Here is a 24,565-nt window from a genome sequence, read left to right as displayed (position 1 = left end):
GCTCGTTTCGTTTCAGGCGCCTTTGGTTGCGAAGGCGCCTAGGGGCTGGCGAATGCCGGTCCGGCGCGTCGCCGGCGGCGGAAGAAGGCGGGCTGGCCCGCCTCGCCTCACTTGATCTTGGTTTCCTTGAACTCGACATGCTTGCGCACGACGGGATCATATTTCTTGAACACGAGCTTCTCGGTCTTGGTGCGGGCGTTCTTCTTCGTCACATAGAAGGTGCCCGTGTCGGCCGTCGACAGAAGCTTGATCTTGATCATGGCGGATTTGGCCATTGCCGTCAGTCCTGAACTTGTGAGGGGACACTCTCGCTCCGGTCCCGATCCTCACGAACCCGGCGGCGAATTGGCCGGCACCATAAGGACGCGGGCGCCTTTGTCAAGGCGGGCGGCGGCGCGCGATCTCGCCAAATTCACTCGTTATGGGGCATTTCGGTTCATATTCGGCGATAGTTTCGGCGTCGGAGACGCAAATGCCCGATATTTCGATTTCGACCGAAGCGCTGGACAAGCTCTTCCGAACCTTCGACGCGCTGGTCGGGGTCGGGCGCGCCGATTCCAGCGGCGCCATTCCCGCCCTTCTTTGGGCGAGTCGCTGCTATTCGACGACGGCCGCTGGCGAGACCATCGAGCATGGCGCGGGATTCTATATGCACTGCGCCGAGTCGGTCGATGATCGGATGGTGTTCGTCGAAACCGCGCGGGGCCGAGTCGGCGTCGGTCCGACGCGTCTGTTCGGACAGGGCGTCCATCACATTTTCTTCATCGACGGGCGCTTCGGATGGCTTTCGGAATGATGGGTCACCGCGCCGGACAGCCGCCGCCCGCGCGCCAGCGTTTCAGGCAGGCGCTATCCTGCGGCTGCACGAGCGGGACGAACCATTGCGCCTGTTGGCCGGCGATCAGCTGGCTCTGATCGATCCAGGTCCCGACCGCCGGAATCTCCGTCTGATAACGCACCTCCGCCGCGCCGGGCGCGGCGGTGAGGGTCGGTGTGGAGACGACCGGCTCCGGCCCGTAGATTCCTGCCGCCGTGGCGTCGCCGGCGCGACGGCCGCCGCTCACCAGCCACAGCTGATTCTGCTTCGCGGCGGCATAGGGGAAGAAATCCGCGCGGCCGGTCGGCGGGTCGGCGACGCTGAACAGCGCCGAATCGATCTCGACCTTCAGCGGGGAGGGCGTGCCGGCCGGTGCGGCGAGAATATCGGTCCGCTGCACGGCATAGAGCGCGCCGAGCTCCGGCGTCGCCAGCTCCTCCGCCGTGGCGAGGCCGATGCGGCCGAGCGGGGTCTCGATGACGGCGATCTCGTCGCCCGGCGTCGCCCAGCCGCGCGCTGCGCCTGGATGAGTCGCGCGATAGCGGCCGAGAATCGTTCCCTCCGGCCCTGCGAGAGCGACGGTATGAAAGACGCGCTCGCCGGCCCGCTCGGGATAGCTCCCCGCCACATAGGCTCTATGGGCGCGGGCGAGCGCGGCGAGGGCGCGCTCGAAAGGGCCGTCTCGTTCTTCGGAGCGGGATTTTATCTCCTCGGGCGCGAGGCCAGAGGGGAGAGCGGACAGCTCGGGAAGGACGGTCAGCGCGGCCTTCGGCGGTTTTGCCTTCTCCATCAGCGACGGCCCCTCCGGCCATTGCGCGGCGACCAGCGTCGCCTTGCGTCGGGTCTTCGTGGCGTTGGCGTCGATAGGGCTGCGATGCAGCGCGAGCCAGGGCGCGTAGAGTTCCGGCCGCCGCAGGGCGAGCCGCTCGGCTCGGGGCGCGTCAGCGTCGGCGGGCGTGATCTCTGTGGCGTAGACGCCGTGAAGCCCGGGCAGCAGCTCCTCCGGCGGAACGACGGGCGCTTGCGCGAGCTTGTGGCCTTGCGGCGACCAAATGCTCGAGCCGCCATTGTAATAGAGCTGGCCGCCGGTAATCGGATTGGTCTCGACGCCGCTGCGCGTTGCGCCGATGACGAAGACGCCGTTCTGCGCGCTCATATATTGGACATTGGCGACGGTCGAGTGGTCGCCCTTGGATTGCGCGGCGGGCGTTCCCGGCGTCACGCGATCCGAGACGGAATGCCAGGCGATGATCTGCGCCCCGCGCAAGGCCGCGAGCCGCGCATATTGCCAATAAGTGTCGTCATAGCAGATCAGCAGCGCGATGCGGCCGATCGGCGTGTCGAAGACCGGAACGCCCGTGTCGCCGGGCGCGAAGACTTTTTGATCCTGCGGATTGAGGCCGTTCTTGCGATATTTGCCGATTATGCCCTTCGGCCCCAGCAGCACGGCGGTATTATAGGCGAGGCCGGTCTCGGCGTCGCGCTCGGCTATGCCGACGCTCATATGCAGTCCCGTCCTCGCCAGCACGGGTAGCAGAGCTTTCGTCGTGTCGCCGGGGATGGTGTCGAGATAGGGCGCGATCTGCGAGGGATCGCTGAACAAATAGCCGCTGACCGCCGTCTCCGGAAAAACCGCGAAGCCGACGCCCTGGCGCGCGACCTCCTCCGCCGCATCGGCGAGACGACGTATGTTGGCGTCGAGCGAGCCCCAGGCGGGGATGAAATCCACCGCGGCCACTTTTATGGAATGCGCGGGCGTCTGCGCGGCGAGATCTCCCGCGCAGAAGACGGCGAATAGAATAGCGACGAGCCTCTTCCACCACATGCGCATCTCCGCGGGATGCGAACCGGCCGCTGCGGCGGGTCCTGCGCATGAGATATCGGGCGCTATCGGCTCACGACCGCGCTCGAGACGAAACTTTCGTCACGGCGCCGGCGGCGTCATTTGCGACGCTTCTGCTTCGCGCGCTCGACGCGGCCGCGGCCCGAGAGCCGGCCGCTCTTCATCGGCGCCGCTCTGCGCGAGCCGCCCGCCACCTCGAAGCGCAGGGCGCCGGCGATCGGCGTCGCCTCGACGAGCCGCGCCTCGATGATGTCCCCTAGGCGAAAGCTCTCGCCCGAGCCGCTGGTCAGCGCATGGCCGGCCTCGTCATAGCGGAAGAATTCGCGTCCCAGCGTCGCCGCCGGAATGAATCCGTCCGCGCCCGTGTCGAGCAGCCGCACGAACAGCCCGGCGCGCGTCACGCCGGAAATGCGCGCGGGAAAACGCGCGCCGATCTGCTCGGCGAGATGCGCAGCGATGAGCCGATCGATGGTCTCGCGCTCCGCCGCCATGGCGCGCCGCTCGGCGCCGGAGATGCGCGCCGCGACTTCCGCCAGCTCACCGGCCGAGACATCGGGCATTGCGCCGGGGCCGAAATTCAGCGCGCGAATGAGCGCGCGATGCACGACGAGATCGGCATAGCGACGGATGGGCGAGGTGAAATGCGCGTAGCGGCGCAGATTGAGGCCGAAATGGCCGTAATTCTCATGCGTATATTCGGCCTGCGCCTGCGTGCGCAGAATGATCTCATTGACGATATTCTCGTGCTCCTTGCCGCGTACGCGCGCGAGAATGACGTTGAAATGCGACGGCCGTAGCACCTGGCCCTTGGCGAGCTTCACGCCGATCGTCGCGAGAAATTCCGAGAGCGCCGCCACCTTCTCGCGCGAGGGCTCGTCATGGGCGCGATAGATGAGCTGCTGACGATTTTCCTCGAGGACTTCCGCCGCCGCCACATTGGCGAGGATCATGAACTCCTCGATCAAGCGGTGCGTCGAGAGGCGCGGCGGCACGACGATTCGATCGACCGTGCCATCCGCCTTGAGCAGGATCTTGCGCTCGGGCAGCTCCAGCTCCAGCGGCGCGCGCAGCTCGCGCGCCTGATCCGCCGATTTATAGGCGCGAAACAGCGGCTCCAGCACGCCGCTCATCAGCGGCGCGCAAATCTCGTCCGGGCGTCCGTCGAGCGCCTCCTGCGCCTGCGCATAATTGAGCTTGGCCTTGGAGCGCATCATCACGCGATGAAACGTATGGCCGATCTTATGGCCCTTGTCGCTGATGCGCATGCGCACGGCGAGCGCCGGCCGATCTTCGTTCGGCTTCAGCGAGCAGAGGTCGTTGGAGATGCGCTCCGGCAGCATGGGCACGACGCGATCGGGGAAATAGACCGAATTGCCGCGCTCCAGCGCATCCTTGTCGAGCGCCGAATGCGGGCGGACGTAGTAGGCGACATCGGCGATGGCGACGGTGACGATATGCCCGCCTGGATTGTCCGCGGCCATGTCCGGCTCGGCGAAGACGGCGTCGTCGTGATCCTTGGCGTCGGGCGGATCGATGGTGACGAGCGGCAGCTCACGCCAATCTTCGCGATGCGATTCGAGCCGCGCGGGCAGAGCGGCGGCGGCCTCGGCTGCCGCCTCGGCGCGGAACTCGTCCGGCACGCCATGCACGCGCAGGGCGATCATGCTGATCGCCTTCTCGGTGGCGAGCGAGCCGAGCGTCTCGCGCACACGGGCGCGCGGCGCGCCGAGCCGCGTTTTGCCGATGAGGTCGACGGAGACGAGATCGCCGTCCTTGGCCTCGCCGCGATCCTCCGCCGCTATGGTCAGCTCGCGGCCGGCCTGCTTCTTTTCGACCGGCTCTATATGCGCCACGCCATTGGCGGCGACGCGCAGCACGCCGATGACGCGCGCCCGCGCCTTGGACAAGAGCTTCACCACACGCCCGGCATAGGGCGGATCATTCGGGCCGGCGTCATGGTCCGGCTCGGCGCGGACCAGAGCGCGATCGCCGACGCCGGGCAAAGGCTCGCCGGGCCTCGGCCGGCGCGGCGCCGAAATGCGGATGCGGGGCGGCGCGCCGAGCTCGTCCGAGTCCCATTCGGCCGGCGCGGCGATCAGCTCGCCGTCATGATCGCGGCCGATGATATCGGCCAGCACAACGGCGGGCAGCGCGCCCGGCTTGGCCAGCCTCTTGCCGCGACGCTCAACCGCGCCTTCCGCTTCCAGCTCGGCCAAGATGCGCTTCAGCCCGATTCGGTCGGCGCCTTTGACGCCGAAAGCGCGCGCGATCTCGCGCTTGCCGATTTTTCCCGCATGCCCGGCTCGGCTCATCGCCTCGCGCTCTCGCGCGATGAAGGCGAGAATATCCTCGCGGGAGGGAAGGGCGGCGGGAGGCGAGCCGAGCTCGCGGATTTTTTTTGTCAAAGTCGGTCTCGAAGGCCGCGAAATTGTCCGGGCGGCCGGCGCCGGCATGTCGTCATATACACGCCAATAGGCTCCGCGTCGCCGAAAGCGCGTCGAGGCGCCGCCGCGTCCATTCTGCTCCGTTTACGCTTTCTCGAGGTTATCGAACGTCAATTGCAATCGTTCGGATCGGTTTAGAGCCGGATGAGAAATTTGCCGTAAGCGTAGCTAATCTGATTTCCACCCCAACCTCGAGAGTTTCAAATGCGGCCAATAAGGACGTCGGGGCGGTCGGCGCTGTCCTTCGCGCGAGATCGGCGCGGCAATGTCGCCATCATACTTGGACTTACCTTCGTGCCGGCGGTCATGATGATCGGCGCTGGCATCGATTATGGGCGCATCGCCGCGGCGCGCGGCTCGCTGCAGCAGGCGGCGGACGCGGCCGTGCTCGCGGTCGCCAAGGGCATCGTCAGCTCCACCACCGATCAGCAGGCGCGCAGCCAGTCGCAGGTCTATCTCACCACCAATTATCGCAACGCCACGGCGACGGTGACGTCGGCGGCCATCGCCACCGATCGGCTGTCGGTCTGCATCTCTGCGCAGGCGCAGGTGGCGACCACCATCATGCATATTACCGGGCAGGCCTCCATGTCGACGCAGGTGACCTCCTGCGCCGCGCTGCAAGGCGGCATCAGCCAGACCGACACTTACGAGATCTCGTTGGTGCTCGACAATTCCGGCTCGATGACCCGCAGCACCAGCGGCACGACGAAGATTCAAGCGCTGCAGACCGCCGCGACCAGCTTCGTCAATACGATGTTCACCAAGGCGCCGAACCGTGTGAAATTTGCCATCACGCCCTTCGCCGCGGCGGTCGTCGCCGTCGATCCGACCAGCGCATCGACGCGCAATGTCGCTTGGGTCGACAAGAAAGGGGCCAATTCTCAGCATTGGATCGCCTTCGGCGGTCAGACGGCGGCCACGGCTGCGGGATTCAGCAGCCGCTTCGACATTTTCACCAAGCTCAAGGCGATCAATTCGTATTGGGATTGGGGCGGATGCTTCGAGCAGCCGGTCTACCCGCTGAACGTCTTCGATACGACGCCGAACCCTTCGGATCCCGAGACGCTCTTCGTTCCCTATCTCGCGCCCGACGAGCCGGATTCGGGATATGACAACGACTATCTCGACGACGATGGCTCGGTGACGACGACGACGCGAACGACCACGAGCAAGGGCAAGGGCAAAAAGACGACGACCACCACCACCACTTGCTCGGACGTGGCGAGTGGCGACTGGAACGAGCTCACGCATGTCTGCAAATACAATGTCACAACCGCTGCGGGAGGCGGCGACGGCCCCAACAGCTATTGCCCCGATTATTCGACGCAGACGATCATGCAGCTGACCTCGACGCAGTCCACAGTGACGTCGAAGATCAGCAACCTCGTCGCCAATGGCAACACCAATCTCCACGAAGGCTTCATGTGGGGGTGGCGCACGATCTCGCCCAGCCAGCCTTTCGCCAGCGGACGCCCCTATTCGTCGCCCAACAACCACAAGGTGGTCGTGTTCATGACCGACGGCTTCAACAATTGGGCGAGCGCGCCGGGAACCGTCACTGGCTCCGACTATGAGGCGGCCGGCTACTACAGCTACAATGGCGCGAAGAACAAGCGTTTCCCCGACGGCTCCACGGGGAATAAGGTCGATTATCAGACCGCTCTCAACGCCGCTTCCGGCAGCTGGTCGGATTATCACGACAAATCGCGCGAGATGCAGGACGAGCTGACGCTCGAGGCCTGCACCAACGCCAAGGCGGCGGGCATAGAGATCTTCACCATCGGCTTCTCGATCCCGAGCGATCCGATCGACGACGAAGGCCTGACGCTGCTGAAGAATTGCGCGACCAACAAGGACCATTATTTCGCAGCGACCGACGCGGCGAGCCTCAACCTCGCCTTCTCGACGATCGGCACGGGGCTCGGCTCGCTGCGGCTGACGCAGTGAGGTCGGCGCGGCCGCCTTTTCGGCGGCCGCCTCCCGCTCACTTCCCCGAGGCCGCCTTTTTTGTGGGCTTCTTGGCCGGCGCCTTGGCGGCGGCGGGTTTTTTCGCCGGCTTCGAATCCTCGAAGGGAACCTCGTCGCTCTCTTCTATGTCCTTCTTGGCGGCGGGTTTTTTTGCCGGAGCCTTGGAGGCGGGCGCTTTGGCCTTGGCGGCGGGGGCCTTTTTGGCCGGCGCCTTCTTGGCCTTCACCGGGCCGCCCTTCTCCTCGATGAGACGGATCGCCTCATCCAGCGTCACATCTTCCGGGCTCATATTCTTCGGCAGAGTGGCGTTGACCTTGCCGAGATTCACATAAGGCCCATAGCGGCCGTCGCGCAGCGTGATCGCGCCGCCTTGCGGATGGTCGCCGAGCACGCGGCCGCCGCCAGAGGGCGCGCCATTCGCCTTGGCGGCCAAAAGATCGACCGCCTGCTGCACCGTCAGGCTCTCGAGATCGGTTCCCTTGGGAAGGGTGGCGTTGACCTTGCCCCAATTCACATAAGGTCCGAAGCGACCGCTCTTCACCGAGATTGCGCCGCCCTGCGGATGGTCGCCGAGCGTGCGGCCCGGGTCGGAAGCGCGGCCGAAGCGCGAGCCGCCGCCGCCACTCTCCTTGGTGACGATGAGATCGATGGCGCGATTGCCGCCGATCGAGAGAATATCGTCGTCGCGGCCGATATTGGCGTAGGTCTTCCCGTGCTGGACGTAAGGTCCGAAGCGGCCGATGCCGGCGACGATCGGCTCGCCGCTCTCGGGATGCTTGGCCACCTCGCGCGGCAGCGACAGCAGCCGGATCGCCTGCTCGAGGGTCAGCTCGTCGGATTTTATGCTCTTGGGGATGGAGGAGCGCTTGGGCTTCTCGCCATCCTCGGTCGCCTCGCCCTCCTGCACATAGTCGCCGAAGCGGCCGCCGCGCAGAGTGATCTCGGCGCCGCTCTCCGGGTCCTGGCCCAGCACCTTCACGCCCGGCCGCGCGCCCTCGGCGGCCTCGCCGGTGGGCGGCGAGAGCGTGCGGGTGAAGCGGCATTCGGGATAGTTGGAGCAGCCGATGAAGGCGCCGTATTTGCCGAGCTTCAGCGACAATTGGCCGGCGCTGCAGGCCGGGCAGGCGCGCGGATCGGAGCCGTCGGGCTTGGCCGGGAAAATATGCGGCCCGAGCAGATCGTTGAGGCTGTCGAGCACCTGAGTGGTGCGCAGCTCCTTGGTGCCGTCGACGGCGCCGGAGAAATCGGCCCAGAAGTCGCGCAGCACCTCTTTCCAGTCGATCTCGTTATTGGAAACCTTGTCGAGCTTCTCCTCGAGGCCGGCGGTGAAGTCGAACTCCACATAGCGGGTGAAGAAGCTCTCCAGAAAGGCCGTCACGATGCGACCCTTGTCCTCCGGCACGAGGCGCTTCTTGTCGAGCCGCACATAGTCGCGCTCGCGCAGCACGGCCAGAGTCGAGGCGTAGGTGGAGGGGCGCCCGATGCCGAGCTCCTCCATGCGCTTGACCAGAGTGGCCTCCGTGAAGCGCGGCGGCGGCTCGGTGAAGTGCTGGCTGGACTCGATCTTCTCGCGCGTCGCCGGCTCGCCGGGCTGCATCGCCGGCAGGCGGCCGCCGTCCTCGTCCTGATCGTCGTCGCGGCCTTCCTGATAGAGCTCGAGAAAGCCCGAGAAGCGAACGACCTGGCCGGAGGCGCGCAGCTCGAGGCTCCGTTTGCCGACGAGGGCGTCGATATCGACAGTGGTGCGCTCCAGCTCAGCCGATTCCATCTGGCTGGCGATGGTGCGCGTCCAGATCAGCTCATAGAGCTTGGCCTGCTCCGGCTCCAAATGCTTGGCGACATGCTTGGGCAGGCGGGAGAGCTCGGTCGGGCGGATCGCCTCATGCGCTTCCTGGGCGTTCTTGGCCTTCACCGTATATTTGCGCGGAACCTTCGGCACGAAGCGCTCGCCATATTCCTTGGCGATCACGTTGCGCGCCGAGGCGATGGCCTCCGGCGCCATGTCGACGCCGTCGGTTCGCATATAGGTGATGAGGCCGGCGGTCTCGCCGCCTATATCGACGCCCTCATAGAGCCGCTGCGCGATGCGCATGGTCTGCGCCGGGGCGAGGCCGAGCTTGCGCGAGGCCTCCTGCTGCAGCGTCGAGGTGGTGAATGGCGCGTAAGGGTGCCGCTTGACCGGCTTCGCCTCCACCGAACGAATGGTGAAGGCGGCGCTCTCCAGCGCCTTTTTGAAATCCTCGGCCTCCTGGCCGGAGCCTATGTCGAGGCGGGTGATCTTCTTGCCGTCGGCGCCCGAGAGGCGGGCGGTGAAAGGCTCGCCGGCCTTGGTTTTCAGATGCGCGATCAGCGACCAATATTCGCGCGTGACGAATTTCTCGATCTCCAGCTCGCGGTCGCAGACGAGGCGCAGCGCCACCGATTGCACGCGGCCGGCCGAGCGCGCGCCCGGCAATTTGCGCCACAGCACCGGGGAGAGCGTGAAGCCGACGAGATAGTCTAGCGCCCGGCGGGCGAGATAGGCGTCGACCAGCGCCTGGTCGATCTCGCGCGGATTCGCCATCGCCTGCTTGATCGCGTCCTTGGTGACGGCGTTGAAGACGACGCGCTCGACGCGCTTGCCGCCGAGCGCCTTCTTCTTCTTCAATATGTCGAGCAAATGCCAGGAGATGGCCTCGCCCTCGCGATCCGGATCGGTCGCCAGAATGACCGTGTCGGCGCTCTTGACGGCTTCCGCTATGGCGGAAATGCGCTTGGCCGATTTGGCGTCGCTCTCCCATTTCATGGCGAAATCTTCGGCCGGATCGACCGAGCCGTCCTTGGGAGGCAGATCGCGCACATGGCCGTAGCAGGCGATGACATTGAAATCGCGGCCGAGATATTTGTTGATCGTCTGGGCCTTGGCGGCCGATTCGACGATGACGACGTTCATCGAGCAGTCCTTCAGAAATCCGGTCGCGGGCGGCTCGCCGCTAGGCTTCGCCGGGGAGCCCGGCCCGCGTCGGGGCGCGAACATGGGCAAAAGGGGGGCGTCCTGTCAAATTGGGGCTGAGACGGCCATCCGGCTCGCCCTCCCGGCGGAGACGTGGGCTCCGGCATGCGCAAGCGCACATTTTCGTCTCTTTCCAGGCGCTATGCAGGGGCGAATGCGGGGCGGAGCGGCTATAGTCGGGCGCGAGAAGGCGCGGCCGAGGTCGCGTCCGGCCCCCGAATGATTTTCTTGGACGGAAAGAATTCGTCATGGCCCGATCGAAATTCACCACCGACGATCTCGGCGCGGCGCTGGAGGCCGGCGTCATAGACGCCGACGCCCATCGGCGGCTCGCGCTTTTCCTCGCCGAGCGCGGAAGCGCGGGGGAGGGGGCGCCGCGCTTCGATGTCGTCAATGTGCTCTGGTATATGGGCGCGCTCATCGTCATGGGCGCGATGAGCCTGTTCAGCACCACCGCCTTCGGCCTCTGGGGTCCGCGCGCACTGATGATCACCTCGCTGGCCTATGGCGTCGGCTTCGCCGCCGCGGGCGGCTGGCTGTGGCGGCGACGCGGCCTGCGCACGCCCGCCGGCCTGCTGGTGACATGCGCCGTCTCCATGGCGCCGCTCTTCGTCTTCGCGCTCCAGTTGCTCGGCGGTCATGATCCGACCGAATCCGTCCCCTATCACGACTTTTATGTCTGGGTGCGCGCGAGCTGGCTGCCCATGGAGCTGGGGACGATCGCCGCGGCGCTGCTGGCGCTGGCTTTTTTTCCGTTTCCTTTCCTCACGATGATCATCGCCTTCACCCTATGGTTCATGTCGATGGATCTGACGCCCTGGCTGGTCGGCAAGGAGGCGTTCACCTTCGAGCAGCGCGCCAATGTGAGCCTCGCTTTCGGCGCGCTCGTCATCGCCGCCGCCTGGCTCGTCGATCTGAAGCGCTGGCGAGGCGGGGACTTCGCCTTTTGGCTGCATCTTTCCGGGCTTCTCGCCTTTTGGGGCGGGCTGACCGCGCAGCACAGCGGCGACGAGATCGGCAAGGCGCTCTATTGCGCGATCAATCTCGGTCTTCTCCTGCTGTCGCTGGTGCTGATGCGCCGCGCCTACGCCGTGTTCGGCGCCTTTGGAGTGACGCTCTATCTCGGTCATCTGGCGGCCGAGGTGTTCAAGGACTCGATTCTTTTTCCCTTCGCCCTCTCGGGGATAGGCGTCGCCGTCATCGCCGCCGGCCTGCTGTTTCATCGCCATGGGCCGCGGCTCGGCTCGGCGATCGGCGCGTCTCTGCCCGATTATGTGCGGGGATTGCGGCCCGCCCATGCGCGGGAAGGGGTTTGAGGGGGCGCAAAGGCGGGCGGTATCGGCGATTGCGCTTCGCCGGCGGCCAGTCTATATGGAGAGCATCCCCCGCATGGTAATCCGTAAAAATCGCGGCTTCGGCCCCGCGGCGCGGGATCGGCTTATCTCGCGCATCTTAAGGAGAATCGATCGATGAGCACCGCTCCGCTCATGCCCAAGGCGACCGCCGTCTGGCTCGTCGAGAACACGTCGCTCGCCTTCGACCAGATCGCCGATTTCTGCAAGCTGCACCCGCTCGAGGTGAAGGGAATCGCCGATGGCGAGGTCGCCGCCGGCATTCGCGGGCTCGATCCGATCACTTCCGGCCAGCTCAGCCGCGAGGAGATCGGCCGCGGCGAGCGCGACCCGGCCCATCGGCTGTCGCTGTCCGTCTCCAAGGTCAAGGTGCCGGAGGTCAAGCGCCAGCGCGGGCCGCGCTACACGCCGCTGTCGCGCCGCCAGGACCGGCCCAACGCCATTCTCTGGCTGGTGCGCAACCATCCCGAGCTGAAGGACGCGCAGGTCATGCGCCTCGTCGGCACCACCAAGAGCACGCTGAAGGCGGTGCGCGAACGCACCCATTGGAATTCCGCCGCTCTCGCGCCGATGGATCCGGTGACTTTGGGCCTGTGCTCGCAGATCGATCTCGATTTCGAGGTCAATCGCGCCGCCAAGGACCGTCCCGTCGCGCTCGAGGAGCAGGGCCAGACGCTGCAGCCGGCCGAGATCACGACCGCGCCCCATCACGAGCCGACGACGACCGAGGACGTGTTCGGCAAGCGCCCGCCCGCGCCGCCCGTCGAGGAAGAAGATCATTTCGACGCCGATCGTGTCTTCGGCCGGATGAAGAACCTCGATTTCGACGATTGAGGGGGGGCGCGACAATCTGGCGCATTTACCGCAGGCGGCGCCCTGTGATTATGTGCCGACAGGTTCAGCCCCAGTCGGCTCGCGGATGAGCATTCTGAAGGAGGGGCCAAAAAAGTAACGCCAGCGACTGGCGGTCGCCGGCGTTACAATGGGACGATTGGTCTGGGAGCTCGCGGACAGAGACCCCCGGCTTTCGCGTCCGATCAGGGGGATAAGTCGATCGATTCGGCTTATTTGAAATAGAAGCCGAGAATGCCGCCCGCGAGGGCGCCGACGACAGCAGCGGAAAGCGTGTTTGCGACGCCGCCGAGGCCAGCAGCGCCGAGGCCGCCGAGCAGAAGGGCGCCGACGCCCGCGAAGATGTAGACGGTAGTGTTGATCTCGAAGTCTTTTTCAGCCATCGATGTCACTCCTCTGGTTTCCAGAACGTCCCGCCTTATCGTTCGAGCGGTGGCGGGTACGCTCTTGCCCCTCTCTGCGGGGATGTCTTTTCGACGATGGTGAGCCTAACATAACCTTGTCGACTGTCCAGCGCGCTCGGAGCGCGGATTTTTAAAAATTTGCGGCCTTTTTTCCTCCTCGAGGCAAATCAAGCGCTTGGCGCGGGGCCTGCCGAAACGGCCAAAATCCCGAAAAATAGCAGGATGGCGCGATGCGGCTTGGAATGTCCTCGCTCGCGCGCTTATATCCGCCCGCATGACAGCCGAATCCCCTTCACGCGACTTTCGCTCGCGGCTGCGCGCCTTCGACGCGCTGAAGCCGCTTTTTCCCTATGCCTATCGCTACAAGGGTCGAATCGCGCTCGCGCTGATCGCTCTCGGCGTGGCGGCGGTCTCCACGCTCACTCTGCCGCTCGCCGTGCGCGGCATGATCGATCACGGGTTCTCCTCCGACGACCCTTCCGCCGTGAACGCCTATTTCGGCGCGATGGTGGGCGTCGTCGCGATTCTCGCGCTCGCTTCGGGCACGCGCTATTATCTGGTGATGACGCTCGGCGAGCGAATCGTCGCCGATCTGCGCGACGATTTCTTTCGCCATCTCACATCGCTCGACGCGGGCTTCTACGACCGGACGAAAACCGGCGAGCTGACCTCGCGCCTCACGGCGGACACGACGCAGCTCAAATCCGTGTTCGGCTCCTCCGTGTCGATCGCATTGCGCAATCTTTTCATGTTCGCCGGCGCGATCGTGATGATGGTGCTGACGAGCCCCAAGCTCACCGGCGTCGCGCTTGCGGCGATTCCTTGCATCGTCCTGCCGCTCATCGCCTCCGGGCGGGTGATGCGACAACGCTCGCGCCATGCGCAGGATCGGCTGGCCGCGGCCAGCGCCTACGCCACGGAAAATCTCGCGGCCGTGCGCACCATGCAGGCGTGCAATGCGCAGCAAGTCGCGGCCGAGCGATTCGGCGCCGCCGCGGAAGGCGCCTATACGGCCGCGCGCGACGCCACGCAGACGCGCGCCATCGTCACTTCGGTGACGATCTTTCTGGCCTTCGGAAGCGTCGTCGCAATGTTGTGGCTGGGCGCGCAGGATGTGCTGGCGGGCCGCATCACCACGGGCGTTCTCTCGCAATTCGTGCTCTACGCCGTGCTGGCGGCGAGCTCGCTCGGAGAATTGTCGCAGGTCTGGAGCGAGGTTTCCGCCGCCGCCGGCGCGGCCGGCCGCATCGGCGAGATTCTCTCCATCCAGCCCGCCGTCGCTGCGCCTTCCGCTCCTCTCCATCTGCCGAAGCCCATTCGCGGCGGCATCGCCTTCGATGATGTCGGCTTCTCTTATCCTTCGGGCTCGGGACGGGCGGCCTTGGATGGGCTGAGCTTTTCCGTCGCGCCGGGCGAGCGCATCGCCATCGTCGGCCCATCCGGCGCCGGCAAATCGACCGTGTTCCAATTGCTCGAGCGCTTCTACGACGTTTCGCGGGGGGCGATCACGATCGATGGCGTCGATCTTCGCGCGCTCGATCCGATCGAGCTGCGCAGCGCCATCGCGCTCGCGCAGCAGGACCCGATCGTCTTCGGCATGAGCGTCGCCGAGAACATCGCCTATGGCCGCGAGGGCGTCTCGCGCAGCGCGATCATCGAGGCGGCGAAGCGCGCTCAGGCGGCGCAATTCATCGAGGCGCTGCCGCAGGGCTATGACACGGAGATCGGCGAGCGCGGCGTCACGCTCTCCGGCGGCCAACGCCAGCGCCTCGCCATAGCGCGCGCCATTCTCGCCGATGCGCCGATCCTGCTGCTCGACGAGGCGACCTCGGCGCTCGACGCCGAGAATGAGGCGCTGGTGAAAGAGGCGCTGCATGACGTGATGCGCGGCCGCACCACGCTCGTCATCGCCCATCGGCTGGCCACAGTGCTCGAGGCCACCCGCATTCTGGTGATGAGCGAAGGCCGCATCGTGGAGCAGGGGACTCATGCGAGCCTCGTCGCCGCGGGCGGCCTCTATGCGCGGCTGGCGCGGCTGCAATTCGACACGGGCGCGGAAGCGGCGGCGCTGGAGATGGCCTGACGCCTTTTCCCGGCCCGGATCGAGTTTTCCACCGCCGGCGCGCGCCGATTTTGCCTTCCGTCATATTGGTGCTATGAGCACGCGCCAACCCGGAAGACGGCCCAAGTCGCCGTCTCTTCGTCGTCCGGCCTCGAGCATGGCCGGATTTTGCGCCCCCGAGGGAGTTGGCTTCATGACATCATACGCACGACCGCCGTTGCACGAGGCTCTGACCTTCGACGATGTGTTGCTGCGTCCGAGCCATTCGCTGGTGATGCCGTCGCAGGTCGACATATCGACGCGGCTGACGCGCGACATAACGCTCAACCTGCCGATCATCTCCTCGGCCATGGATACGGTGACGGAGGCGCGCCTCGCCATCGCCATGGCGCAGGCCGGCGGATTGGGCGTCATCCACCAGAACCTCACGCCCGCCGCCCAGGCCGCCGAGGTGCGCAAGGTCAAGCGCTATGAGAGCGGCATGGTGGTCGATCCGATCACCATCTATCCGGACGAGACGCTCGCCGACGCGCTGGCGTTGATGGCGCGCTATGGCATTTCCGGCATTCCGGTGGTCGAGCGCGGCCATGGCGAGAGGCCCGGCAGACTGGTCGGCATTCTCACCAATCGCGACGTGCGCTTCGCAGACAATATGCGAGAGCCGGTCGCCGAGCTGATGACCAAGCAGCTCATCACCGTGCGCGAGGGGGTCGATCAGGAGGAGGCGCGCCGCCTCCTGCATCACCACCGCATCGAGAAATTGCTCGTCGTCGACGAGGATTATCACTGCGTCGGCCTCATCACGGTGAAGGATATAGAGAAGGCGACGCTGCATCCGCACGCCGCCAAGGACGCCGAGGGGCGGCTGCGCGTCGCCGCCGCCGCCACGGTCGGCGATCGCGGCTATGAGCGCGCGCTGCAATTGATCGACGCGGGCGTCGATCTCATCGTCATCGACACGGCCCACGGCCATTCGCAGGCGGTGCTCGATCAGGTCGCCCGCATCAAGAAATTCTCCAACAAAGTCTCCATCGTCGCCGGCAATATTGCGACGCGCGAGGCGACCAAGGCCCTGATCGACGCCGGCGCCGATGCGGTGAAGGTCGGCATCGGCCCCGGCTCCATCTGCACGACGCGAATCGTGGCGGGCGTCGGCGTGCCGCAGCTCACGGCGATCATGGACGCCGCCGAGGAGGCGTTCAAAGCCGGCGTGCCGGTCATCGCCGATGGCGGCGTCAAATATTCCGGCGATCTCGCCAAGGCCATCGCCGCCGGCGCTTCGGTGGTGATGATCGGCTCGCTGCTCGCGGGCGCCGAGGAGGCGCCGGGCGAAGTGTTTCTCTATCAGGGCCGCTCCTTCAAATCCTACCGCGGCATGGGCTCTGTCGGCGCGATGGAGGCGGGCTCCGCCGCCCGCTATTTCCAGCAGGACGTGAAGGAGAGCCTGAAGCTGGTGCCGGAGGGCATAGAAGGTCGGGTGCCGTATCGCGGGCCGGTCGCGCCGATCCTCTATCAGCTCGCCGGCGGCTTGCGCGCCGCCATGGGCTATGTCGGCGCGCCGACCATTCCCGAGTTCCAGACCAAGGCGGAATTCGTGCGCATCACCAACGCCGGCCTGCGCGAGAGCCATGTCCATGACGTGACGATCACGCGCGAGAGCCCGAACTATCCGACCGGCGGAGCCTGACATGCGCGCGCTCGTTCTCGGCGCGGGAGCCGTCGGCGGCTATTATGGCGGACGGCTCGTCGAGGCGGGCGCGGATGTGACTTTTTTCGTGCGGGAAGCGCGGGCGCAGCTCCTCGCCGAACGTGGGCTGCGGGTCGAGAGCCCTTTGGGCGACATGAATCTCGCGGCGAAAGCCGTCTTCGACCCGAAGGCGCTGACGCCTTTCGATCTCGTGATCCTCACTTGCAAGGCCTATGATCTCGAGGAGTCCCTGGAGACCGTCGCCGGCGCCGTCGGGCCGCGGACGGGCGTGTTGCCGCTACTTAACGGCTTTGCGCATCTCGATCGCATCGCGGCGCGCTTTCCCGAGGCGAATGTCTTCGGCGGCGTGGCCCAGATCAGCGCGACGCTCGCCGAGGACGGCGTCGTGCGTCACTTCGGCGAGCGCAACCGCTTGATTTTCGGCGCGCGAGACGGCGGACCGGAAGAGCGGCTCGCGGCGCTGGAGGCCATTTACGCGCGCACCTGCGTCGCGGCGACTTTCGTCGACGATATCGAGGGGCGGCTCTGGGACAAGTTCGTGCTGCTCGCGACGCTCGCGGGGATCACCTCGCTGATGCGCGCGAGCGTCGGAACCATTCTGGAGACAGTCTCGGGTGAGCGCCTCATCCGGCTTTTGCTCGCGGAATGCGAGAGCGTCGCGCGCGCGGAGGGCTGGACGCCGTCGCCCGAGCTTCCGGAACTCTTGTCTATATTATTCGTGCGCGGCTCCGCTCTCAAAGCCTCCATGCTGCGTGACATCGAGCGGGGAGGGCGCACGGAGGGCGAGCATATTCTCGGCGACATGCTGGCGCGGGCGCAGCAGGCAAGGCTAGAGACGCCGGTGCTGGAGATCGCAGCGACGCATGTGCGGGCCTATGAGGCGAGCCGGCGCGCGGCCGGCTGACGGCACGGATTTCGCGTAAATCTCGGCCTCTTCGGCGAAAGGCGCCGCAGACCGGGGATTTGAGACAATGAGCGATCCGAGCGCGAGCCTCGCCAAGGCGGAAGAACAGGTGCTCGCCGCCGCGCGGCGCAATTTCGACAGTTTCTTCCGCTGGATCGCCTTCCTCGACGAGTCGATCAAAAAGGATATCGGGCCGAAATTCGGCGTCGAGCTGGCGCTGAAGGCGAGCGCCGTCGAGCAGAAGGTGATGGGCCTGCTCTTCGTCTCGCGCCCGCTGAAGGAGCCGCTGCCGCTGCCCTTCGAGATCGAGGGAACCTCGATCCGCTTCGGCCATCCGAAATTCGAACGCGACGACGAGGCGACCGGCGAGAAAACCACGCGCTACGACGTCTCCACCATCGACGATGTGAACCGCATTCTGGGCGATGTGGTGCAGGACTTCATCGGTTGAGCCGGACGCGTCTGGGCTGAGCCGGTCTGGGTATGGCATGTCGATTGCTATCTAATTCTGAGACAAGCAATCAGACGGGTCCTGGCCCTTTCACGGGGAGCCCGGCCCTTTGTCGGAGATCGGACATGCTGCCGCAAGTCGTCCTGGTCGATGGCGTCCCCAGATGCGTTATTCGCCCGACCGATCAGAAAGCGCTCGACCGCTTCGTGCGCAATAGCAGGAAATGGCTTCAGGCCGGCAATGCCGAAGCCAAATGCACCTACCGCCCGGCCGATGACACGGAGAGGGCGGTTTGGACGGACGCTTTCGAGCTGCACAAGGCCGCCGGCTCGGATGAGGAGAGCTTTTTCGGCATTCCCCTCGTCGCCGCAGCGGCAATGGCGGCGGCGCCGTCCGAATAGCCCGACTCATACGATCTGATCGGTTTGCGCGGCGTTGGCCGCTTTCCTTCCCCCCGCTCGCAGGGGGAACGCCCCGAACCTTCTGCCGAACTCGTATCAGTCGACGTTGCAGCGGATCGGGGCTGGCGGTTGCGCCGTTCCGGTCGCCGCCTGCACGGCGGCGGCCAGGGCCATCGGACAATTGGCGCAATCGTGACCCGCGCAGCCTGCGCAAGGGGAGGGCGCGGCCGCCGCCTGAGCCGGGGCGGAGGCGCCCGTGAGGTTCTGCGCATCGGCTGGCTGGTCGCCCGCGGCGGCCAAGGCCGAGCCGGCGATCAGCAAAGCGGGCAGGGCGAGAGCAAAGGATTTCCGCATGGCGCCTGTCCTCAATGCTGGCCGGACGCGAGCTTCACGCCGCGCCGCTCGAAAGTGATGTAGGAGACGAGCGCCGTCATGCGCGGATCGTCCGGCGGAAGATTGGCTCCCTGCAGCGGATTGCGAATGCACCAATTCACCATCTCGAAGAGCTGCGTCACCTTGCCGAGCTGCTTCTGGAATTTGGGATAGGTCTCTGGGTGCGTGTTGGCGGCGTTGGGATGGCATTGCGCGCAGGCGACGCCATTGGTCCCGAGCGCGCCGCTCGTCCATAATTCGCGGCCCTTGGCCGCCACCTGCTCGAACTCCTTCTGATAGCGCTCGACATCTGTCTTGGTGAATTCATCGGCGCGCGCTGTCGTCGCGCCGAAGGCGGCGAGACCGAAAGCGAGAAGCAAGGTCGAGCGAAGCATGGCGAACTCCGATCAATAATGGGTTTGCGGCAGACGGTGCTGCGTCGGCTCCTGATAGGCGATATCGACCGGGTGGCCGGCCTTGTGATCGAAGGCGACGGTGCGCTGGTCATTGTCCCAGAGCTGATAGCGCGCGGTGACGCGGCCCGAGCCTATGTCGATCAGCTGCCAGCCGGTGGCGTCGCGCTCGAAGAAAGGATCGGCGCGGTTCATCGGAATGGTGAGCACGGGCAGATGGCTCTCGGCTTGCGCATAGCTCTGCGGATAGGGCCAGGGCCAAGCGGTGGCCATCACCGAATTGAAGCTGATGTTGCCGATCTGATTGTACTGAATCTGGTGAACATGGCCGTAGATGACGTTGACGCTGTCGAAGGGCGCGAGCAGCGCCTGCACCTCCTCGGCGTCGTCGGTCCAAAAGTTCCAGCCCTTGTAGATCTTCTGCAGTGGCGAATGGGAGAAGACGACGAGCGGCGTCTTCTTGTCCAGCTTGGCGAGATCATTGGCGAGCCATTTGCGCTGCTTGTCGCCGACCATGAAGGGCGAGCCATTGGGATTGTCGAGCCCCGCCATCTCCAGCATGCGCTGCTCGGCCGTCGGCCAGCGATGGAAGGTCCATTGCTCGCTGGTCAAAATCGAGTTCAGCACGATGAAATGCACGCCCTTATGGTCGAAGCTGTAATAATGCGGACCGTAGAGCTTGCTCCAATAATCGCCGAGGTCGAGATAATAATCATGCTCGCCCATGACGGCGTGCAGCTTGCCTTTCAGCTTGGAGAGAATCTCGGCGCCGTGGTCGAGCTCCTCGCGCTTGCCGAGCTGGGCGAGATCGCCGCCGAAGATGACGAAATCGGATTCCGGCTTCACCAGATTGGCCTCGGCGACGGCGCGCTTCAGCCCCTGATCCCAATTGCGCACGAAGCTCGCGCCTTTGATCTGCTGAATATGCGCGTCGGAAATATAGGTGAAGGTGAAATCCTCGCGCGTGCCGCCGAAGGCGAGCGTGACCATGCTGATCGGCAGAGTGGTCAGCGCCGCGCCGGCGCCGGCTCCCGCCAGCACGCTGCGCCTGGTGATGAATTCGCTCATCTGCTCGGCTCCCTTATCGTGACCGCGTGGCGCGGCGCGCTCATCTCGTTTTGGCGCCGAAATAGGCCGGCGTGGTGAGCGTTTCCATGAAGGCGACGAGATCGTCCATCTGCTGCTCGGTGAGATTCAGAGGGCGAATGCCGCCGGAGAGATAGTCGTTCACCTGCGCCGGATCGCCCTCGCTGCGCCCGCCATTATTATAGTGCTTGACGACATCCTTCAGAGTTTTCAGCGAGCCGTCGTGCATATAGGGCGCTGTCACTGCGACATTGCGTAGAGTCGGCGTCTTGAAGGCCCCGATCACATCGAACTGATCGGTGACGGCGAAACGGCCGAGCTCGGACGTCTTGGGGTCGGTGAGCACGGCCTTGTCGACGTCCGCGCCTTTCGCCTTGGCGGTCAGAAATTCCGCCGAGAGACGAGGCACGTCGAATTGCGCGCGATTGATGCCGACGCCGATATTGTGGAAGCGATTATCGGTGAACAGCGCCTGATTCTGCTCGATCACATGGCAGGAGACGCAGCGCCCCTGGCCGACGAAGACCTCGAAGCCGCGCTTGGCGGCCTCCGATATCGCGGTCTCCTCATTGCCGAAGCGCCAGCGGTCGAAGGGCGAATCGCCGGAAATAATCGTGCGCTCATAGGCGGCGATGGCCTTCTTCACCTCCTCCATCGTCACGCCGTCGCCGGTCTTGCCGAAGGCCTTCTTGAAGAGCACGACATAAAAGGGATCGGAGCGCGCTATGGCGAGGATCGGCTCATGCGTGGCCAGGCCCATCTCGACAGGATTGAGGAAGGGATGCTGCGACTGATCCTCGAGCGAGGCGGAGCGTCCGTCCCAGAACAGCGTCGTGAAATAGGCGGAGTTGATGACCGTCGGCGCATTGCGCGTGCCGGTCTTCTTGCTGATTCCGTCGGAGGCGCGAATCCCCTCGGAGGTGCGCAACGGGCTGTCGGTGAAGGCGTGGTCGTCCTTGTGACAGGTCGCGCAGGCGACCGTGCCGTCGGACGAAAAGCGTAGATCGTGGAACAGACGATTGCCGAGCGCGATCTTGTCGCTGGTCTGCGGATTGTCCTGTGGGATCGGGACTGGGGGCAGGCCCAGCGGCTCGGCGGAACCGACGCTCGCGAAACCAAGCCCCGAAAGACTGAGCATTGCCGCGAGCAGTGTCGCGGCGCGCTTGCGCACGGCCATGTCTTCCTCCCCGAGGTCTTCGTCGCGCCCTGTCGGATGGACCCGCTTCTCTCATCGGCGCGACGGCCATGATCCTGCCTGGAATTTTTCTGATCGGCAAGGCTTCTCATGGCTCGGGGCGGGCTTTTGTCTTTGCCTCGGCCAGCAACTGCAGCTGTGCAGCGCAAAAATATTTCCGCGTTCGGGGACGAGAACAATAACTGCGACGGAGACGATGTCGCCAAAGCGACATAATCGAGAAAATAGTAGAGTTATAGTTGCAATTACATGATTTCTCGCAATTTCCTGCATTATTGCCTTTGCCCGAGAGCCCAGCTTGTGGTAGGCGGGCGGCGGTTCGGGCCGAGGCTGTTTCGCAGCGCACGCTCGTTTCCCAATCGGAGGAGCCCTCGGAAAATGTCACGTGCATTCATCGCCACGCTGAGCGTGATGGCGCTGTTCCCGTTCGCCGCTATCGCGGGCGATCTGCGGAGCGACGCCAACGCCGTCTTCAAGCCGATCACCCCGGCGGCGGCCGCCAAGGCCGTGAAGAACAACGACCTCACACCCGCCAAGATCGAGCTCGGCAAGCAGCTGTTCTTCGATCCGCGCATATCCTCGAGCCAGCTCATCAGCTGCAACTCGTGCCATAATCTGAGCCTCGGCGGCGTCGACGCCGGCTCGACCTCCATCGGCCATGGCTGGCAGAAGGGTCCGCGCCGCGCGCCGACCGTTCTCAACGCCGTGTTCAACGTCGGCCAGTTCTGGGACGGCCGCGCCGAGGATCTGAAGGCGCAGGCCAAGGGTCCGGTGCAGGCCGGCGTGGAGATGAACAACACGCCCGCCAATGTCGAGGCGACGCTGAACAGCATTCCGGGCTATGTCGCTTCCTTCCAGAAGGCCTTCCCCGGCGACAACAAGGCCGCCAACTTCGACAATTTCGCCAAGGCGATCGAGGCCTTCGAATCGACGCTGGTGACGCCCAACTCGCGCCTCGACAAATTCCTCGGCGGCGACGAGGCGGCGCTGGACGCGACGCAGAAGAAGGGCCTGCGCCTCTTCATGGACAAGGGGTGTAGCGGCTGCCACGACGGCGTGAACGTCGGCGGCGGCAGTTACACGCAGTTCGGCGCGGTGGAGAAGCCGGCTGCGGCGATCCTGCCGGAAGCGGACAAGGGCCGTTTCAACGTCACCAAGAGCCCGGCTGACGTCTTCTCCTTCCGCGTCGCACCGCTGCGCAATGTGGCGCTGCGCGCTCCCTACTTCCACACCGGCCATGTGTGGACGCTGGAGGAGGCGGTCAATGTCATGGCGAAATCGCAGCTCGGCGTCGAGCTCGCGCCCGACGAGACCACGGCCATCGTCGCCTTCCTCGGCGCTCTGACCGGCGATCAGCCCAAGGTCGAATATCCGGTTCTGCCGGGGCGCACCAATGCGACGCCTCAGCCGCAGCAGGAGATCGCCGCGAAGCACGCTCACTGAGCCGCTTTTCGCGCCAACGATACCAGAGCCTCCGCGCATCACTGCGCGGAGGCTTTTTCTATGGCTCGCGACATTCTACCTTCGCCCATCTCGCCTATGGCGAGGCTATTGCGACTGGAGCCGCGCCATGGATCTCTCACCAATTTGGACACACGCTCGAATTTCGACCCGAATTTTCGCCGGAGCGTCGGTCTTGCCGTTGCTCTGCGGCCTCGGCGGCCCCGCGCTGGCGGAGGCGCGGGACCCTTTCGCCGCCATTGGCCATATTGTCGTGATCTACACGGAAAACCGCAGCTTCGATAACGTCTTCGGCCTCTATCCCGGCGCCGACGGGCTCGGCATAGGCGCGGATCGCTTCGCCCAGGTCGATATCGACGGCAAGCCTTTCGGCGAATTGCCGCCGATCCGCGGCGAGAAGGGCGTCGACGCCCGCTTTCCCGCCATTCTTCCCAATGCGCCTTTCGCGATCGACGCATTTTTGCCCAATGCGGAGAAGACGCCCGATCTGACGCATGATTTCTTCCAGGAGAAGGAGCAGATCGACGGCGGGAAGATGGATCGCTTCGCGGCCATTTCCGGCGCCGGCGGCTTGGTGATGGGCTATTACGACGGCCGCTCGCTCGCGCAATGGCGCCTCGCGCAGGAGTTCACGCTCGCCGATCATTTCTTCCATGGCTTCTTCGGCGGCTCCTTCGTCAATCACATGTTCCTCGTCTGCGCCTGCGCGCCGACCTTTCCATCGGCGCCGCCGTCGCTGATCGCCGAGGTCGACGAGGCCACCGGCCTGCTCGCCCGCGCCGCCGACTCGCCGAAGAGCGCTCGTATCGGCCCGCCGCGCTACAAAAAATCCGGGCCGGTGACCAGCGACGGCTTCGTGGTCAGCACGATGCAGCCGCCGACCCCGCTCTCGCCGCTCGAAGCGCCGTCTGGCGTCGGCCTGCCGCCGCAAACGCAGCCGACGATCGGCGATCGCCTCTCCGAAAAGGGCGTCTCATGGGCGTGGTACGCGGGCGGCTGGAACGATATGCGGGCTGGACGAATCCGTCAGCGCGAGGCGCCGGAATATTTCCAGACGCATCACCAGCCTTTCGTCTATTTCGCCAATTTCGCACCCGGAACGCCGGCGCGCGAGCAGCATTTGAAAGACGCCGACGATTTCTTCGCGGCGGCTGAGGCGGGGACGCTGCCCGCCGTGTCCTTCTACAAGCCGGTCGGCAAATTCAACGAGCATCCCAATTACGCCGATCTGAAGACCGGCGACGCGCATCTCGCCGATGTTGTCGCGCGGCTGCGGCGCAGCCCCAATTGGAACGACATGCTGGTCATCGTCACCGCCGACGAGAACGGCGGCGCCTGGGATCATGTCGCGCCGCCGCAAATCGACCGCTTCGGCCCCGGAACGCGCGTGCCCACGCTGATCCTATCGCCCTTCGCGAAAAAGGGATTCGTCGACCACACGACCTATGACACCGCGTCGATTCTGGCGACGATCGAGACGCGCTTCGGATTGGAGCCGCTCACCGCGCGCGACAAGGGCGCCGCAGACCTGCGCAATGCGTTGGATACTGTGGTTCCGGAGCCGGCGAGAGCCGCCCGCTGACCGGCGCCGCGCCGCGGCTCAAGTCATTCTGTCACAGCCCGGATGGGGAGGGCTACCCGAGGCTGTGGCGCCTGATCTATGGGCGCTGCCGAAATTTATAAGCACTGAATTAAAAGGATTTGTTGCCGAGTCATCGGGCGCCTGCGATAAAGGCCGCGGGTGGGAGCGCCCGAAAGTGCGGCGCCGCATAAACTGCCTGATCGTGTGCTTCATACCATTCTATAGATTATTTTGACCTACCCCATTGGATATTGT

The 24,565-nt window shown here is 65.2% G+C and carries 20 protein-coding genes; 11 read left to right on the top strand and 9 right to left on the bottom strand.

Annotated elements, in window-relative coordinates:
• Positions 1 to 107: 107 nt before the first annotated feature.
• Positions 108 to 275 (bottom strand): 50S ribosomal protein L33, encoded by a 168-nt coding sequence (gene rpmG, locus A1351_RS01350; RefSeq protein ID WP_003612885.1) that lies wholly within the window; start codon positions 273 to 275, stop codon positions 108 to 110.
• A 197-nt stretch (positions 276 to 472) separates the two neighbouring features.
• Here rpmG and A1351_RS01345 point away from each other — a divergent pair, with 197 nt between their 5' ends.
• Positions 473 to 796, top strand: a complete 324-nt coding sequence (locus A1351_RS01345) for a hypothetical protein (protein WP_157096031.1) — start codon at positions 473 to 475, stop codon at positions 794 to 796.
• A gap of 4 nt (positions 797 to 800) precedes the next feature.
• On the opposite strand, the gene A1351_RS01340 is transcribed toward A1351_RS01345, so the two are convergent.
• Complete coding sequence (locus A1351_RS01340) at positions 801 to 2,642, bottom strand: nitrilase-related carbon-nitrogen hydrolase (protein WP_245291552.1); 1,842 nt, start codon at positions 2,640 to 2,642, stop codon at positions 801 to 803.
• A gap of 116 nt (positions 2,643 to 2,758) precedes the next feature.
• Positions 2,759 to 5,113, bottom strand: coding sequence for a ribonuclease R (rnr, locus tag A1351_RS01335; RefSeq protein WP_371441441.1), 2,355 nt, complete (start codon positions 5,111 to 5,113; stop codon positions 2,759 to 2,761).
• Between the two features lie 195 nt (positions 5,114 to 5,308).
• Between rnr and A1351_RS01330 the strand changes: the two genes are divergently transcribed.
• Positions 5,309 to 7,054, top strand: a complete 1,746-nt coding sequence (locus A1351_RS01330; RefSeq protein WP_024880186.1) for a TadE/TadG family type IV pilus assembly protein — start codon at positions 5,309 to 5,311, stop codon at positions 7,052 to 7,054.
• Positions 7,055 to 7,091: 37 nt separating this feature from the next.
• Here A1351_RS01330 and topA read toward each other — a convergent pair whose 3' ends face one another.
• The gene (gene topA / locus A1351_RS01325; RefSeq protein WP_064031961.1) at positions 7,092 to 10,007 is read right to left on the bottom strand and encodes a type I DNA topoisomerase; all 2,916 of its coding nucleotides are present in this window, start codon (positions 10,005 to 10,007) and stop codon (positions 7,092 to 7,094) included.
• A gap of 308 nt (positions 10,008 to 10,315) precedes the next feature.
• Between topA and A1351_RS01320 the strand changes: the two genes are divergently transcribed.
• Complete coding sequence (locus A1351_RS01320) at positions 10,316 to 11,383, top strand: hypothetical protein (protein WP_064031960.1); 1,068 nt, start codon at positions 10,316 to 10,318, stop codon at positions 11,381 to 11,383.
• A gap of 153 nt (positions 11,384 to 11,536) precedes the next feature.
• Positions 11,537 to 12,253 carry a DUF1013 domain-containing protein gene (locus A1351_RS01315; RefSeq protein ID WP_024880183.1) on the top strand — a complete coding sequence of 239 codons (717 nt, stop codon included), beginning with the start codon at positions 11,537 to 11,539 and terminating at the stop codon, positions 12,251 to 12,253.
• A gap of 230 nt (positions 12,254 to 12,483) precedes the next feature.
• Here the strand turns inward: A1351_RS01315 and A1351_RS25065 are convergent, their stop codons facing one another.
• Entirely contained in the window at positions 12,484 to 12,654 is a 171-nt protein-coding gene (locus A1351_RS25065) for a hypothetical protein (RefSeq protein WP_018265471.1), read from the bottom strand.
• 295 nt (positions 12,655 to 12,949) lie between these two features.
• Between A1351_RS25065 and A1351_RS01305 the strand changes: the two genes are divergently transcribed.
• From A1351_RS01305 to A1351_RS01285, 5 genes are all read left to right on the top strand, one after another.
• Complete coding sequence (locus A1351_RS01305; RefSeq protein ID WP_064031959.1) at positions 12,950 to 14,758, top strand: ABC transporter transmembrane domain-containing protein; 1,809 nt, start codon at positions 12,950 to 12,952, stop codon at positions 14,756 to 14,758.
• A 172-nt stretch (positions 14,759 to 14,930) separates the two neighbouring features.
• The gene (gene guaB, locus A1351_RS01300) at positions 14,931 to 16,424 is read left to right on the top strand and encodes an IMP dehydrogenase (protein WP_024880181.1); all 1,494 of its coding nucleotides are present in this window, start codon (positions 14,931 to 14,933) and stop codon (positions 16,422 to 16,424) included.
• A 1-nt stretch (position 16,425) separates the two neighbouring features.
• A complete protein-coding gene (locus A1351_RS01295; RefSeq protein WP_064031958.1) occupies positions 16,426 to 17,349 on the top strand; it encodes a ketopantoate reductase family protein in 924 nt (307 codons plus the stop codon).
• Between the two features lie 67 nt (positions 17,350 to 17,416).
• A complete protein-coding gene (locus tag A1351_RS01290; protein ID WP_026598810.1) occupies positions 17,417 to 17,800 on the top strand; it encodes a hypothetical protein in 384 nt (127 codons plus the stop codon).
• Between the two features lie 125 nt (positions 17,801 to 17,925).
• Positions 17,926 to 18,201 (top strand): hypothetical protein, encoded by a 276-nt coding sequence (locus A1351_RS01285; RefSeq protein ID WP_024880178.1) that lies wholly within the window; start codon positions 17,926 to 17,928, stop codon positions 18,199 to 18,201.
• A 96-nt stretch (positions 18,202 to 18,297) separates the two neighbouring features.
• Here A1351_RS01285 and A1351_RS01280 read toward each other — a convergent pair whose 3' ends face one another.
• The 4 genes from A1351_RS01280 to A1351_RS01265 are packed head-to-tail and all read right to left on the bottom strand — an operon-like array spanning position 18,298 to position 21,249.
• Complete coding sequence (locus A1351_RS01280; RefSeq protein ID WP_026598809.1) at positions 18,298 to 18,555, bottom strand: hypothetical protein; 258 nt, start codon at positions 18,553 to 18,555, stop codon at positions 18,298 to 18,300.
• An 11-nt stretch (positions 18,556 to 18,566) separates the two neighbouring features.
• Positions 18,567 to 18,968, bottom strand: a complete 402-nt coding sequence (locus tag A1351_RS01275; protein ID WP_064031957.1) for a hypothetical protein — start codon at positions 18,966 to 18,968, stop codon at positions 18,567 to 18,569.
• Between the two features lie 12 nt (positions 18,969 to 18,980).
• On the bottom strand, positions 18,981 to 20,054 hold the full coding sequence (locus tag A1351_RS01270; protein ID WP_024880175.1) for a metallophosphoesterase: 1,074 nt from the start codon (positions 20,052 to 20,054) through the stop codon (positions 18,981 to 18,983).
• A 40-nt stretch (positions 20,055 to 20,094) separates the two neighbouring features.
• The gene (locus tag A1351_RS01265) at positions 20,095 to 21,249 is read right to left on the bottom strand and encodes a cytochrome-c peroxidase (RefSeq protein ID WP_024880174.1); all 1,155 of its coding nucleotides are present in this window, start codon (positions 21,247 to 21,249) and stop codon (positions 20,095 to 20,097) included.
• Between the two features lie 396 nt (positions 21,250 to 21,645).
• Here A1351_RS01265 and A1351_RS01260 point away from each other — a divergent pair, with 396 nt between their 5' ends.
• Both A1351_RS01260 and acpA read left to right on the top strand, forming a co-directional pair.
• Positions 21,646 to 22,710 carry a cytochrome-c peroxidase gene (locus tag A1351_RS01260; RefSeq protein WP_024880173.1) on the top strand — a complete coding sequence of 355 codons (1,065 nt, stop codon included), beginning with the start codon at positions 21,646 to 21,648 and terminating at the stop codon, positions 22,708 to 22,710.
• A gap of 127 nt (positions 22,711 to 22,837) precedes the next feature.
• Entirely contained in the window at positions 22,838 to 24,310 is a 1,473-nt protein-coding gene (gene acpA, locus A1351_RS01255) for an acid phosphatase (protein ID WP_064031956.1), read from the top strand.
• Positions 24,311 to 24,565 lie beyond the last annotated feature (255 nt).

The sequence above is a fragment of the Methylosinus sp. R-45379 genome, from assembly GCF_001644125.1.
In the GTDB taxonomy this organism is placed as follows: Bacteria; Pseudomonadota; Alphaproteobacteria; order Rhizobiales; family Beijerinckiaceae; genus Methylosinus.
The sequence above is the reverse complement of the archived record's forward strand: the minus strand, read 5'-3'. Positions and strand labels throughout refer to the sequence as shown.